The 14611-nt window shown below is 63.5% G+C and carries 11 protein-coding genes and 1 tRNA gene; 5 read left to right on the top strand and 7 right to left on the bottom strand.

The genetic code is table 11. The features are described 5' to 3' along the window. Positions 1-234: 234 nt before the first annotated feature. From IF803_RS27970 to IF803_RS27960, 3 genes are all read right to left on the bottom strand, one after another. Positions 235-504, bottom strand: a complete 270-nt coding sequence (locus tag IF803_RS27970; RefSeq protein WP_028332714.1) for a sulfurtransferase TusA family protein — start codon at positions 502-504, stop codon at positions 235-237. Positions 505-558: 54 nt separating this feature from the next. After that, on the bottom strand, positions 559-1104 hold the full coding sequence (gene mobB / locus IF803_RS27965) for a molybdopterin-guanine dinucleotide biosynthesis protein B (protein WP_461194223.1): 546 nt from the start codon (positions 1102-1104) through the stop codon (positions 559-561). Between the two features lie 159 nt (positions 1105-1263). Continuing rightward, positions 1264-1566, bottom strand: a complete 303-nt coding sequence (locus tag IF803_RS27960) for a hypothetical protein (protein ID WP_461194222.1) — start codon at positions 1564-1566, stop codon at positions 1264-1266. A gap of 542 nt (positions 1567-2108) precedes the next feature. On the opposite strand from IF803_RS27960, the gene IF803_RS27955 reads away from it, so the two are divergent. Next, positions 2109-2420 carry a hypothetical protein gene (locus IF803_RS27955; protein ID WP_016847487.1) on the top strand — a complete coding sequence of 104 codons (312 nt, stop codon included), beginning with the start codon at positions 2109-2111 and terminating at the stop codon, positions 2418-2420. A gap of 184 nt (positions 2421-2604) precedes the next feature. After that, complete coding sequence (locus IF803_RS27950; protein WP_461194221.1) at positions 2605-5166, top strand: fused MFS/spermidine synthase; 2562 nt, start codon at positions 2605-2607, stop codon at positions 5164-5166. A gap of 565 nt (positions 5167-5731) precedes the next feature. On the opposite strand, the gene IF803_RS27945 is transcribed toward IF803_RS27950, so the two are convergent. Together IF803_RS27945 and IF803_RS27940 are read right to left on the bottom strand one after the other, a co-directional pair. Next, on the bottom strand, positions 5732-7681 hold the full coding sequence (locus tag IF803_RS27945) for a molybdopterin biosynthesis protein (protein WP_461194219.1): 1950 nt from the start codon (positions 7679-7681) through the stop codon (positions 5732-5734). Positions 7682-7690: 9 nt separating this feature from the next. Next, on the bottom strand, positions 7691-8800 hold the full coding sequence (locus tag IF803_RS27940) for a molybdopterin-binding protein (RefSeq protein WP_461194218.1): 1110 nt from the start codon (positions 8798-8800) through the stop codon (positions 7691-7693). A gap of 185 nt (positions 8801-8985) precedes the next feature. On the opposite strand from IF803_RS27940, the gene IF803_RS27935 reads away from it, so the two are divergent. Next, a complete protein-coding gene (locus tag IF803_RS27935) occupies positions 8986-10197 on the top strand; it encodes an ABC transporter substrate-binding protein (RefSeq protein WP_461194217.1) in 1212 nt (403 codons plus the stop codon). 151 nt (positions 10198-10348) lie between these two features. Here IF803_RS27935 and IF803_RS27930 read toward each other — a convergent pair whose 3' ends face one another. After that, positions 10349-11317 carry a TAXI family TRAP transporter solute-binding subunit gene (locus IF803_RS27930; protein WP_461194216.1) on the bottom strand — a complete coding sequence of 323 codons (969 nt, stop codon included), beginning with the start codon at positions 11315-11317 and terminating at the stop codon, positions 10349-10351. A 119-nt stretch (positions 11318-11436) separates the two neighbouring features. On the opposite strand from IF803_RS27930, the gene IF803_RS27925 reads away from it, so the two are divergent. Together IF803_RS27925 and IF803_RS27920 are read left to right on the top strand one after the other, a co-directional pair. Then, a complete protein-coding gene (locus IF803_RS27925) occupies positions 11437-12405 on the top strand; it encodes a Bug family tripartite tricarboxylate transporter substrate binding protein (protein WP_304496571.1) in 969 nt (322 codons plus the stop codon). A 194-nt stretch (positions 12406-12599) separates the two neighbouring features. Then, a tRNA-Ile gene (locus tag IF803_RS27920) sits at positions 12600-12675 on the top strand. Positions 12676-13023: 348 nt separating this feature from the next. On the opposite strand, the gene IF803_RS27915 is transcribed toward IF803_RS27920, so the two are convergent. Next, positions 13024-14331, bottom strand: a complete 1308-nt coding sequence (locus IF803_RS27915; RefSeq protein WP_461194215.1) for a DUF2235 domain-containing protein — start codon at positions 14329-14331, stop codon at positions 13024-13026. Positions 14332-14611: the final 280 nt, after the last annotated feature.

The following is a 14611-nucleotide window of genomic DNA, read 5'->3' as shown; positions in this document are numbered from 1 at the left end:
CGCACATTTCCTCAATGCGCCGGGACCAACCACGCACATTCCGGAAATGCTAACCCCCAATACGACCGGATATGCCCGGCCGTGCAGCCCGTGATCTGGACACAGGCCCAGTCGTTGTCCGTCGATGCGCCCATACTCGAGCACAACTCCATCACCACAACCCGGCGGACATTATCAATTCGCGCAGAATGGAAAATAGGTGTCGATAGGCAAAAGGTAGATATCAAGCTGCATCTAGCTGGTACGCGGCAACGCAGCATTCGAATTGCCTATCGCTCCATTGATCTTCTCGATCAAGAAGACGATCCGGGCGTCGCTGCGTTCGGTGATCTCGACCTTGTCGCCGGTCTCCTGGATGAGGGCCGGGATATCGATCACCGAAAGCGGATCGGTACAATGCACCTCGAGGAAATCTCCCGCCGTCACGCTCCTGAGGGCCTTGCGCGTCTTCAGCGCCGGCAGCGGGCATTTCAGGCCGGTGAGATCGAGCTTCGTCGTTGTCATGGTTCGACCATGGCGAAGCCGTCCTGCATCGTCAACGCCGCCTCCTCATCCACGTCAGCCTACGGCCGGAGCCGACGCGAGCACGTCGTCGACAGGAATCGCGGCGCGCAGCATCAATTCGGCAACGTCCTCGATGTCGTCGAGATGCGCGACCGGCAGCGTGGTTGCAACGGCGACGTCGCTGGCAATCCCGACCACGCGCGGGTCGTCGGGAAACAGCAGCGGCTTGCCGTTGGCGGCGCGGTACACCTCGATCTTGTTGACCGCCTCGCGCTTGAAGCCTTCGACCACCACCAGATCGACTTGCGCCATCTTGGCGAGCAGCTCCGGCAGCCGCGGCTCGTCGGCGCCGCGCAGCTCGTGCATCAGCGCCCAGCGTCGCGTCGAGGACACCAGCACCTCGGTCGCACCGGACTGCCGGTGCACCCAGGAGTCCTTGCCGGGCACGTCGACATCGAATTCATGGTGGGCGTGCTTGATCACGGAGACGCGCAGGCCGCGGCCCAGCAGGCAGGGGATCACCCGCGACAGCAGGGTGGTCTTGCCGGCACCGCTCCAGCCCGCGAGGCCAATCACTTTCATACGCGTCTCCGAAGACATACCAATCGTTAGGGCATCCATGCCTGCTGTTCCGCCCGACATGGATGGCCGGGACCAGCCGTGACGACGGAAAGCCGCGACTTGCGCCCAACACTGCTTATATCAGCCTTGGAGCAATGTCATGCCAGGCTTGCCGGCGGATGCGGATCGACTGGCTCGCTAGAGGACAGCCCTCGGAAACTCCTGCAGCAGCTGTGCCCACAGCACCGCGAACGCGATCAGGCCACAGATCCCAAGCGCCGCGGTGAATCTCGGCAATCGGCCGATGGCGACGAGCAGCCAGGCCGGCAGGAAGAACAGGCCGAACACCATGCCGAGCGGAAACACCGCCAGCCACTGGAAGCCGGTGCTGTCGCCAGGCGGCACATGGGCGATGGCGTAGAAGGTGTAGAGCCAGAACAAGGTGCCGGCCGCCGCGACGAGCGCGGCGACCTTGCGAAAATTGACGGTGTCGAGTGCCATGACGGGTTGGTCGCCGCAATCGGCGAACCAGTTCAGGGGCCGGCGCGCAAGCCGGGCTCATCCAAATCCGGCTCACTCAAGCCGGGCTCACCAAGTAAGGCTTGGCAGCGTCGGGCTCGCCCCGCGCGGCGCGCTATCCCGCAGGGTCAGTCGTTTCGTTGACTGACCGGCCGCCCCGGCTTGGCCAGCCTTGCTGACCGGCTCTCTCTCGGGGGCTGGTCACGCATCCGCAGCCTCTTCCGCGGCCGCTGCGTATCGACTGCCAGCACTTCTTCCAGCGTTGTATTCCTAAAACGAAGCCTTCTTAACATCGCTCCGCTCCTCGAGCGGGTGGGAGCCCCATCGGTCGCTCAACCACCGACGTCAGCAACAGGGCCCATGTCGGTGATGAGAGATAACCAGCGACGGGACGCTTTGCTCCAAGGGAGCCACTGCATCCTTCGTCTGACGACGCGCGATCCCGCTATCCACCGGATTTACCTCAAAATTTCCAATGCGCAGGGCGATCGGAACACGATAATGTGCACCGTGGAGGACCATGTATGCCTCGCTCACCTTCGATTGTGCCGCATTCAATCGACCACGACACCTATCTGGTGCTGAACGATTTTGGCCGACTGGGTCGTGCCTGGAGCGAAACCGATGAAGAAGGCACTGACCGGAAAACGCTGATCCGGCGCCTCTTGGACGATCAGTACAGCCGTCCGGTCCGCATCGTGGCCTTCAATACCAATGAAGGATGGTCGCGCGACGTCACGACCGACATTGCCGACGAGCTTCGGCGCCGTTTCGTCGAATACGAAGAGGTCCCGCGCTCCGTGCTGGAGTTCGTGGAGACGGCCATGCGGCACTGAGCCGGATCCGCAACGCACAGGCCCTCTCACAGCGCGATCGCTCGGCCCCGGCAAGCATCCGCCAAACGACAATTTTCCTAGCAATCTCAACGCGATTCGGCTGCCGTGCAGCGCCGCTCCGCCATAAGGCAATATTAAGAGCATTTGCCTTACCTGTTCTCCCGTTCAAAGGGAGACCGGTCCAGTGCGCAATCGTGGTGGCGTTCGAGACGCCGTAAGCCTGACAAACCGGGTTCTGGTCACGGCGATCTTTTTGGCATCGGGCGCGGCATCGCTGATCCTGCAGGTTCTCTGGTTCAAGCAACTGCAATTCGTGCTGGGAAGCGCGACCGTCTCCGTCAGCGTCACGGTGGCAAGCTTCTTTTTCGGTCTCTCGCTGGGCAGCGCCCTGGGAGGCCGGATCGCCGACACCGTCAGCCGCCCCCTGAAAATCTACGGGTTTCTCGAACTCGCCCTCGCCCTCGTTTCTCTCGCGGTCACCGCGTTCCTGTCGCATTGGCCGACATGGGTGGGCTGGCTGTCACCGATGCTGGACCTGGAGTCGCCATTCCGGCTGCCTCTCATGGTCGCCGTGTCGCTCGCCATCCTGTCGCTGCCGACGATGTTGATGGGCGCGACCCTGCCCTTCCTGGTGAAATTCCTGACCCGCGCACAAACCGACCTCGCCAATCGCATCGGTCTGCTCTACGGGTTCAACACCCTGGGCGCCGCCATCGGCACCCTGGTTGTCGGCTTTGTGCTGATGGGCCTTTGGGGCATCGCAGGATCGAGCCTGGTTGCGGCAGCGCTGTATATCTGCGTCGGCGTTGTGGCCCTGTTCGTTGCGCGCGGCGCAAGCCCGCTTTTGCCGGTTGCGGCACGGGCGCCGGTGCAAACCGCCGCGACCGCGCGTGACAGGACGTCGATCCTGATCTGGATTTTCGCGTGCTCCGGTTTTGTGTCGATCGCCTATGAGGTCGTCTGGTTCCGATTCCTGACCAATGTCAGCACCTCGAGTGTCTACGCATTCTCGGGCATGCTCGGCGTTTACCTGCTTGGGCTCGTGATCGGCGCCCTGATCTGCGCCAAACTGCTTGCCCCCCGCAAGGATCAGTTGCTGCGATACTTCGCCGTGACGCAGCTGCTGATCGCGGTTGCGGCCACGCTGACCGTCGGAATACTCGGCAAGGCGCGGACCATGGGAGTAGCGCTGTCTCCCGTCGTATCTGGCCTGCTTCCAGTCCCGGTGCAGGAGCTCTTGGGGGGTGACGTTTCATTCTTCCTGGTCTGCGCTGTTGCCCTGTTGCTGCCGACGACGCTGATCGGCATCAGCTTTCCGCTGGCCAGCGAACTGACCGTGATGCAGATGAGCGCGCTGGGCCGCAGGATCGGCACGCTCTACGCCTTGAACACGATCGGCGGCGTCGTGGGCTCGCTGGCGGCGGGGTTTCTGCTGATCCCCTGTCTGGGCAGCCAGGGCGCGCTCACCGCGCTGATTGTCGTGAACGTCCTGCTGTTCGTCGCGACGACGGTGTCGCAACCGGATCTTCTGAGAGAAAGGAGCCTGTGGCGGCAAGGGACGATCGCCGCGAGCGTCATCGCCGTAGCTCTGTTGCTCTTCACCCCGCACTATCTGGAGCGGGTCCTGACCGCGATCGAAGGCGCCAATGTGCTCGAGTTGCGGGAAACCCGGCAAGCGACCTTTGCGGTGGTCGAGTATCGCGAGAAGGCGGCGGGCATCTATCAGCAGTTGGTGGTGAATTCGAAGAGCTACGCCAACAACCGTCCCGAGGGCAGACGCTACATGGCCGCGATGGGGCACTATCCCATTCTGCTGCACCAGGGCCCGGTTGAAACGGCTGTCGTCATTTGCATCGGGACCGGAACCACGGTGGGAGCGGTCAGCACCCATGAGGAATTGCAATCCATCGACGCGGTGGATCTGGCATCGACGGTTTTCGAATTCGCGCCCCACTTCGTGCCGATCAACAAGCAATTCTATCAAAACCCCAAAGTCCATCAGATCGTCGCGGACGGGCGCCACTTCCTGCTGGGGACCAAGGAGACATTTGACGTCATCACGCTCGAGCCGCCACCGCCTCATGATGCCGGCGTCATCAACCTCTACACGGAGGAATTCTATGCGCTGGCAAAGCAGAAGATGCGTCCCGGCGGCGTTCTCGCGCAATGGGTGCCGCTGGATTTCAACCGCGGCATTCTTCCGAAGATGATACTCAAGGCCATGATGGGCCAGTTCAAGCATGTCTCGCTGTGGCTGCCGTCCAGAATGGAAGGCGTGGCGATCGCCTCCGATGAACCGTTGAACATCGATCCGCGCGAGCTCGCCATGCGCATGTCGAAGCCCGCGGTGGCTGAAGACCTGACGGCAAACGGCCTCGGCTCGCCCGAGGATTTCCTGGCGACATTCATCGCCGCCGATGACAAACTCGCGGCCTTTGTCGGGGATGTGCCGAGCCTCACGGATGATCGGCCGCGTCTCGAATATTACAACTGGTATCCGCTGAGTTCGGTCAGCGTGGACGAGCTGAAGCGCCTCCGCGAGCCGGTGGAAGCCTATCTTGCCGACCGTTCCATCGACAGGTCCCGTCTCGACACCGCGCGCACGGTGGCCAATGCGATCCTGGATGAGCACAAGGCCACGGCCGACGGCGACAAGTCCGCCGCCCGAGCAGCGCTTCGCCTGGCCGTCAAACTGGACCCGGACAATTCCTACGTCGACTTCCTGGACCGCAAGCTAAGCGAGTGATCAGGGTGCATCCGGCAGGACAATTCATGTCGCGAGAACGCGGATATGTGACCCTCTGGCCGCGCGACACATTCAGTGTCGTCCCTGCCTAGTGCGCAATTGCGCACGGGAGCAGGGACCCATAACCACAAATGCAAGTTGTTACGTGATGCTGGAACGACGAGTCCTGCCTGCAACGCCCGCCGCGGCGTATGGGTCCCTGCTTTCGCAGGGACGACGTGGGGAAGGAGTCGTGTGCTCTCATTCTCCCCGGTGTCATGCCCGCGCTTGTGGGCGATCCGGCACGCCGCGGCTCAAGCATCGACGTCTCTGGAATACCGGATCACCCGCGCATGCATGTGCGGGTGATGACACCGCGCTGGTTGACATCTTGAATCGAGCTATCCCCATCGTCGTCCCGGCGAAAGCCGAGATCCATAACCACGAATGGTGATTGTTGCACAGCGCTGGGGCCACAGCTCAGTTCAATAACAGAGGCCTGTGGTTATGGGTCCCTGCTTTCGCAGGGACGACAGCAGTGATTGCTGCGGCACTCGCGCGCGCCATGCACACGCCAACACTCACGCTACGCCGGCCTGAACCCCGCCTTCGTCAATGCGGCCCGTCCTTCATCCGACGCCAGTGCATCGAGAAAGGCCTGCACCGCGGGCCGCTGCTTGCGCGCCGTCACCAATGCGAAGTCATAATGCTCTTCGGCAAGCGGAATGAAACCGAGCCCGGAGGCTGCCGCGACCGGCGCGATGGTCATGCCCCAGTCGGCGCGGTGCTGCGCCACCGCGGCCGCAACTGCATTGTGCGAGCGCGGCTGATTCCAGTAGCCGTCGGGCCGGCTGCCCGCCAGCAGGCGATCGATCAGGATGCGGGTGCCGGCGCCCTGGTTGCGGTTGACCATGATGCAGGCGGGATCGGCGAGCGCGGCGCGCACCGCCTGCTCTGCGCTCAGGCCGGCAAAGCGCGTGTCGTCCTTGCGAAACACGATGCCCTGCATGCGCCGCCAGCCCGGCACCAGCTCGAGCCCGTCGGCCAGATACGGCGTGTTGTAGGTCTCGGTCTTGTCGTCGAACAGATGAATCGGGGCGAGATCGCATTCGCCGCGCTTGGCGGCCGCGAGCCCGCCGAGGCTGCCGACCGCGATAGAGCGCACTACAAGCCCGGCATGCGCCAGCGGCGCCGTGACGAGATCTAGTCCAGTGCAATGGCTGCCGACGATGACGAGATCGGGCACCCGCACATGCGGCGTGAACAGCGTCACCTCGGCCTCGCTGCCGGCCGGCAGCTGGTCGGCCAACGCCTCGATCTTCAGGAAGCCGTCGGCCTGCGCGAACGAGGTGATCGCGCCCGAACCCTTGCCGCTCGGATAGGCGATCAGGCCGTCGGCGCCCTCGACCAGCGACACCATCACGAACTCGGTGCGCCCGAGCTCGGAGGCGATGCGCACCGGCACCTTCGCCGCCACCTTGGCATCCGATCGCGGCGGCAGCCCGGCCATCCGGCGCAGCACCGGCACGATCATGTCGTGGAAGGTGAACATCGCCGAGGTCGGAAAGCCGGGCAGGATGACCACCGGCTTGCCGTCGCACACCGCAAGGCACAGCGGCTTGCCCGGCTTCAGCGCCACGCCATGCGCGATGATGCCCGGCTTGCCGAGGCGAGCGATGATCCGGTGCGAGACGTCGCCCGCGCCCTTGGAGGTGCCGCCCGACAGCACCAGCATGTCGCTGTCCGCCAGCGCCTTGCGCATCGCGGCCTCGAGCATTGCCTCGTTGTCGGCGATCGCGCCAAGGAACGCCGCGTCACCGCCGTTCTCGGCAATCGCGGCGGTGACGATCGCACCATTGGTGTCGTAGATCGCGGCCGGCCGCAGCGTCTCACCCGGCTGCACCAGTTCGTCGCCGGTCGAGAGGATTGCGACGCGCGGACGGCGCGTCACCGCAACCTCGGCGATGCCGCAGGCCGCGAGCATGCCGATCTCGCGCGACCCGATCATCGTTCCCGCGCGCAGCAGCGCCTCGCCGCGCGCGATGTCGGAGCCGGCATAGGACACGAACTGGCCGGGCGACGCCGCACGCCGGACCTCGATGGTGCCGTGGCCGGCAGGCTGAGTGTGCTCGACCATCACGATGGCATCAGCGCCGCGCGGCACCGGACCGCCGGTCGCAATCGCAGTTGCAGTACCCGGGAGCACCGGCAGGGTGGGCGCAGTCCCGCACGAAATCGTCTCGTCGTTCAGCGCGAGCTGCACCGGCGCGGCCTCGCCGGCGCGCGCCAGATCGGCCGAGCGCACCGCAAAGCCGTCGACATTGGAGCGATCGAATGGCGGCACGTCGATCGGCGCCACCACGTCCTCCGCCAGCGCACGGCCGAGCGCATCGGCGAGCAGCCGCCTCTCCGACGGCAATTGGCGCGGGAACAGCGCCGCCTCGAAGCGTGCGAGCGCCTCCTCGCGCGACAGGATGGTCAGGAACTGGTCCTGCTCGACGGACGGATTGGGTTTCGGCATGAAGCTGTTGGTCATCTCGGGAACTCACTCCCGCAACATATAGGCATCGACCACCGTGCCCGCAGCGAAGCCCTCGGCGGCGCCGGGCACGATCAGCAGGGCTTCGGCGCGCGCGATGGCATCGAGCGACAGGTCGCCGGTCGCAAGCGCCGCCCAGGAACCTTGCTCGCGTATCAGCAGCACGACCTCGGCAACACCGACGCCGGAGGCGATCTTGCGTTCCAGCGGCAGCGCCAGCGTTTTGCGCGAGCGCCGACCCGACAGGCGGTCGAGCAGGGGAAGCGCAATCGCCCACCAGGCCGCGAAAGCCTGATCCGGCGCGCCCGGCAAGGCGACGAGCGGCGTTGTATGGATCCGTCCGATCGCCGTGGTGCGCCCGGGCTCCAGCGCGATGCCGTGCGCGATCAGCGTGCCGCGCGATGCCAGTGCATTCACTGTCGCGTCGGTGTGACCAACACCGGTGCCCCCGATCGTGATGATCAAATCGCAACCGTCGGTATCGAGTGCGTTTGCAATCGCCGCCACATCGGGTGCCGCCTCGATGCCGACGACCTCAGTGCCCGCAAGGCGCGCGGTGTCGGCGATCAATTGTGCGGTCAGCTCACCATTGGCGACGTTGACGATGCGAAGCCGCGGCCGTCGCACACGCAACACCTGCAGTCCGGCCGCGCGCGCGAGCAGCAGGCCGCGCGGCAGCAGCGGCTCCCCTGCTGCGATCACGGTGCGCCCAACGGCGATGTCGCTGCCGGCACGCCTGACGCCCTGTCCCGGGATTGCTTCGGCGAGCACCTGCGGAAGCGGACCGGAGGTATCGACGGCATCGGCATCGACCACGCAGTCGGTGCCTTCAGGCATCGCGGCGCCTGCCGCCACCCAGACCGGAGGTTCGGCCAGCGGCAACGGCGCATAGGACGACGCGCCGACCAGGTCATTGGCGCGCATCGCCCACCCGTCGCTGACCGCGACATCGTGCGGCGGGTAGGCGCGCAAGGCCGGCATCTCGGCCGCAAGGCAGCGCAAGGCGTCGGCCGGCGGCAACGCGATCGGCTTGACCGGCCCGACGTCGCGCAGCATGGCAGCCAGTGCCGCATCGAGCGGGGTGAGCGAAGGCGGAAGGCGCTGGGCGGTGACCATGGCCCGCTATGGACTGAATCGGCCCCGAAAGAAACTGCCTCTCGCCGCACCGGGGCTGCGTCATTAGACCGATGGCGCGTTGACGCGGCCCCCAATATAGTTGCAAAAGAAACCAATATGACCGGGCCCCCGAAGGCCCGGCACAACCAATAATGGCCAATGCGCCAATTCAGGAGGGAGACAGAATGAAGGCCACCAGACTAGCCATGTTCGGGACGCTCGCAGCCGCGCTGCTGGCCTCCCCGACCGTATCGGCGCAGGTATCCGACGACATCGTCAAGATCGGCGTGCTGACCGACATGAACGGCCCCGCCTCGACGCCGACCGGCCAGGGCTCGGTCACCGCCGCGCAGATGGCCGTCGACGATTTCGGCGGCAAGGTGCTCGGCAAGCCAATCTCGGTGATCGTCGGCGATCACCAGCTCAAGCCGGATATCGGCGCGACCATCGCGCGACGCTGGTATGACGTCGATCAGGTCGACCTCATCGTCGACGTGCCGGTCTCGGCGGTCGGGCTCGCGGTGCAGAACATCGCCAACGAGAAGAAGAAGCTGTTCATCACGCACTCGACCGGCGCGACCGATTTCCACGGCAAGTTCTGCTCGCCCTATGCGATACAGTGGGTGTTCGACACCAGGGCGCTCGCGGTCGGCACCGCGCAGGAGGTGGTGAAGCGCGGCGGCGACAGCTGGTTCTTCATCACCGACGATTATGCGTTCGGCCACTCGCTGGAGAAGGACGCCTCCGCGATCGTGACCAAGAACGGCGGCAAGGTGCTCGGCGCGGTGCGGCCGCCGTTTGCGACGCCCGATCTGTCGTCCTTCATCCTGCAGGCGCAGGCCTCGAAGGCCAAGATCATCGGCATTGCCGGCGGACCGCCCAACAACACCAACGAGATCAAGACCGCCGCCGAGTTCGGCGTCTTCGCCGGCGGGCAGCAGATGGCGGCGCTGCTGGCGCTGATCACCGACATCCATTCGATCGGGCTGTCGGCCGCGCAGGGCCTGCTGCTGACCACCTCGTTCTACTGGGACATGGACGACAAGACCCGCGAGTGGTCGAAGCGCTATTTCGCCAAGATGAACCGGATGCCGACGATGTGGCAGGCCGGCGTCTACTCCTCCGTGACCGCCTATCTGAACGCGATCAAGGATGCCGGCACCGACGATTCGCTCAAGGTCGCGGCCAAGATGCGCGAGAAGCCGGTCGAGGATTTCTTCGCCCGCAACGGCAAGCTGCGCGAGGACAATCTGATGGTACACGACCTCTGGCTCGTGCAGGTCAAGACCCCGGCCGAGTCGAAATATCCGTGGGACTATTACAAGATACTGGCCAAGATCTCCGGCGAGGACGCGTTCGGCCCGCCGGACCCGGCCTGCGCGATGGCGAAGAAGTGACGACCGAAGGTCGTCATTCCGGGATGGTGCGCAAGCACCAGACCGCAGGTGCGCAATTGCGCACCGGGGAATCTCGAGATTCCGGGTTCGATGCTGACGCATCGCCCCGGAATGACCTCTGCAGGGACGCGATGACGCGTCCATGCAGAGGTCACTTCGCTACCCCGATCTCGCGGAAATATCTGAGCACGCCGGGGTGGATCAGGTTGATATCGGGCGCGGCGGCGACGGTGTTCGCCGCCGTGGTCTCGCACGCCTGAGCGAGCTTGTTGCAGAAGGTCGCCTCGATACCGTGCAGCGTCTTCGCCAGCCGATAGGCGACATCGTCGGGCAAGGTCTCGCGCACCAGGATGTAGCTCCAGGAGCCGACCGAAGAGATTGCCGCGGTCTGCTTCGGATAGCTGCCGGCGGGGATCGTCAGCGGCTTGAGGAAAGTGTGCTTGGCGCGGATGCGGGCGATCTCGTCCGTGGTCGGCGCGATGAAGCGCGCGCCGTTGGCGCTCTCGGCCACCTTGGTGAAGCCGGGCCAGCCGATGCCGGCCCCCCACAGTGCGGCAGTGCGGCCGTCCTCGACCATCGCGGGCCCGTCGCCGGCGCGATCGAGATAGATCGACTTGAAGTCCTCGTCCTGCTTCAGCCCGATGCCGTCGAGGATGTAGCGCGACAGGATCGGCAGGCCGGAACCCTTGGCGCCGAACGCGACGGGCTGGCCGACCAGATCCTGGATCGTCTTGTAGGGGCTGTCCGCCCGCACCACGAACATGCCGGGACTCGAATACATCGCGGTGAGGATCTTCAGCCTGGTGGCCTTCGGCCGGCCGATGCCCATGAAGGCTTCATAGGACGGCTCGCCGGCGACGGTTGCGATATCGATGTTGCCGGCCTCGAGCAGCGGGATGTTCTCATTGGAGCCCTTGGTGTTGCGCGGCTCGATCGACAGCGTCGGGTCGGCCGCATTCATCACCTCGGCGAAGGCATTGCCATACAGCGGAAAGCCGCCACCCGGCGTCGCCGTGGCGAAACTGATCGTGGTTTTGGAAATGGTCTTGCTCCCCTCTTGCGCCGCCGCCCCGCCCGCGAGCAGCAGCGCGCCGGCGCACACCATAACAGCGAATTTCATCCCGAGCCTCAAGCATTCCACACGAACCCGACTATCGTCGCACGGGCGACGTCGTAGGCAAAGCCAGCGTTTTGTGAAACCATGCCGGCAACAGTCACAAGAAAATGACGGGAGAGACGATGATCCGGTTCGCGCGTGCTGCCTTGCTTGGTTTGATTTGCTGCCTCGCCTCGATTGCCCCCTCATCCGCATCCGACTATCCGAACCGCCCGGTACGCTGGGTGATCGGGTTTGCCGCCGGCGGCCCGGTCGACATCGTCGCCCGCATCATGAGCCAGTGGCTGTCGGATCACTTCGGCCAGCAATTCATCGTCGAGAACCGCACCGGATCGGGCGGCAACATCGCCGCCGCCGCTGCGATCAACTCGCCGGCTGACGGCTATACGCTATTGTTCGTCGCGCCCAACAACGCGATCTCGACCTCGCTCTACAAAAAGCTGCCGTTCGATTTCCTGCGCGACACCACCCCGGTCGCGAGCATCATGCAGCTCACCAACATGCTGGTGGTCTCGAACGCGATGCCGGTGAAGACCGTCCAGGAGTTCATCGACTACTGCAAGGCCAATCCCGGCAAGATCTCCTATGCCTCTTCGGGCAACGGCACCTCGGTGCACATGTCGGCCGAGCTGTTCAAGGCGATGACCAAGTGCGACATGCTGCATGTGCCGTATCGGGGATCCGCGATCGCCTTCCCCGACATCATCTCCAACAAGGTGCAGCTGATCTTCGACAATCTGCCGTCGGCGCTGGAGCAGGCCCGCGGCGGCAGCGTCCGCGCGCTCGGCGTCACCTCGCCGCAGCGCTGGGCGGGCGTGCCCGACGTGCCGGCGATCGCCGAGACCGTCCCGGGCTTCGAGGCGGTCGGCTTCTACGGCATCTCGGCGCCGAAGGGCACCCCGCCGGAGATCGTCGATGCCCTCAACAAGGCGGTGGGTGAAGCGCTGAAGGATCCCAAGCTCGTGGCGCGCCTCGCCGAAGTCGGCGGCATCCCGAAGCCGATGGCCCCGGCCGAATTCGGCAAGCTGGTGGCCGACGAGACCGAGAAATGGCGCAAAGTCGTCGAGTTCGCCGGCGTCTCGGTGGATTGAGGCGCCGGTCGCCAGGGAGACGAAGGCCAGGCAAGATGGCTGCCGGCCGCTGTTCCAGCGATGCCAGCCGCGAGACGTGGCTGGCCCGGCGGCGATGGCACAGGGAAGCGGGGGCGGCATTGCCGAAACCGCGGTCACCCTGTAAACGGAGCCCGCACCGTTGCCGGCCGCGCCCCGCGGCCCGCAAGGCGGCGGGGCCTGTAGCTCAATGGTTAGAGCCGGCCGCTCATAACGGTCTGGTTGCAGGTTCGAGTCCTGCCGGGCCCACCAAGAGGATCAACAACTTACTGGGTTCTCGTTGCCCTTAGCGCGACTACCGCACCAGAAACCGCACCAGATACGTGCTCTTTTCGTTCGTTAAGGCCGCTCGCGCTCCACTGGGACGGCTGCAATCTCCCTCGCAGAAGAGCCATGTCTGTTAAGGGTTCAATCTGAGAAATGGATTTTCGGGTCCAGATCGTCCGCAAAAGGGCCACAAGCAGAGCAATGGCCATGGGAGCTCGGCCGTGTGTCAACTGTGTCGACCGTTGCAACGCAAAATCGCCCTTCGGATGGTCGCGGCGCCGAAGTTGCACACGCGCTGCTCACGCTAGAGCCGCATTGCTCTCGACTTTGGCATCATCTCGTCTGTTGATCTCCAACCTGAACATTTGGATCGTCAGCTCGCACAGAAGTCTGCAAAGCTGCCGGGTCTACCTTCTTCCGCTGTGACCATTCGACAAGATTTTTTGGCCGATACGATGGATCCTTGCGCCACCTATCGAAAACGCTGACATCGATTGTCTCGTTAACATTGATATGAGCGCCATCATCGCGCACTTGGGGCGGCTGTCCTATCGGACGGTAGTAGGCTCCTTCGAATATTTTGTAGATCCCCAAAAGAAATGGACCATACGAATCGACCACGGGCGAACGAAGCAAATCTCCGTCCAGCTGAACCTCAGACCGGAACGCAAGTCCGTGCGATTCTGCCTTCTTCATCAACCACAGCAAGGATGCCTGAGGAAGCAAGTCAGTCGGATAGCCTCCTCCGACATTTGCATGAGCACCTGCGAACCAGCGCTGCTCGACTGACGTCAGTGCTCGCCGCGGCGGCCTAATGATGTCGGTCGGGTCCGTACGATGGACGTCCCAAATAGTCGGAACGAACTTTTTTCGGTGCTCGTCGATGGCTAACGCATGGTATGCGTTGAGGATCGGCAATCGTAACCCTGTTTGCAGATAATCAAATTTCGAACTGCTGATACCTGTAAAGTCACCTGCTTCGATGCCAATCGATCCAACGGTGTCCCAAACTCCGACGAAGTTGACGTAAGCGAGCTGAGAGTATTTCAAAAGCAATCGCTCTTGATCGTCTATCTTCTCAGAGTGCGCAGCCTCCATGTCTCTTAGCGTCCAGATGGTTTGCTCATCCGCTCGCCTATAGCGATCAAACAGTTCTGTGACACCTATGGGCGACCCGGCTTTCAAAATGCCGTCGATTGCGATCAAACCAGCTAATGCTCTCGCAGTGTAGGCGCCGCGGCTAAAGCCGAAGATGAAGATTTCATCGCCAGCATTGTAATTCTCAACTAGCCATTCGTAGGCAGAGCGAATGTTCTCATCGAGGCCTTGGCCAAAAGCCCCTCCGATGAAGCCGTTTACGCCCAGCCCATAGTAGATCAGCTGCGGCTTGCCATCGCTTCCTTTCGATGCGCATAGCGCTCGCATGCGCCATACGTTTGTGTTTGTCCCGATGCTATTCCAGGTGCCATCGAGAAAAACCGCGAGACGCTTTTTCTGCTGCTCTGAGCCGATGAAATCCGGCTGATTGCCTGTTTTTTCCGGGGGGCGTCCAATGTAAACGCCGACACCTATCATCGCGGCGATGCCAATGAAAATCAGAACCTTATGGCCAACCCACCAGATTTTCCGCAAAACGGTCATGGCTCGACGCCTTCGAATCGGATGAAGAAAACTTCATAATACAATTGCGCACATGCGGTGGGTAGTGCGCGGTCCATCGTACAACCGATTTCGGACCATTCTTCACAGTTTAGGCCTTGCCTTGGCAGCAGTGAGTGAGGACCGTAGTCGCTGAAGAGCATGGGCCGGCCGAGTTAAGGAGAGTGGCCTGGTATGTCGGCTCCGGGTCTTGGCCGTGTAAAAACGGCCTTGCAGGGCAGTCAATCTTGAAGCCAAAACTGGGCCAGCGTCAGGCCGCGAT

The sequence above is a fragment of the Bradyrhizobium sp. UFLA06-06 genome (assembly GCF_054820065.1).
This window is presented reverse-complemented; position numbering and strand designations above follow the sequence as displayed.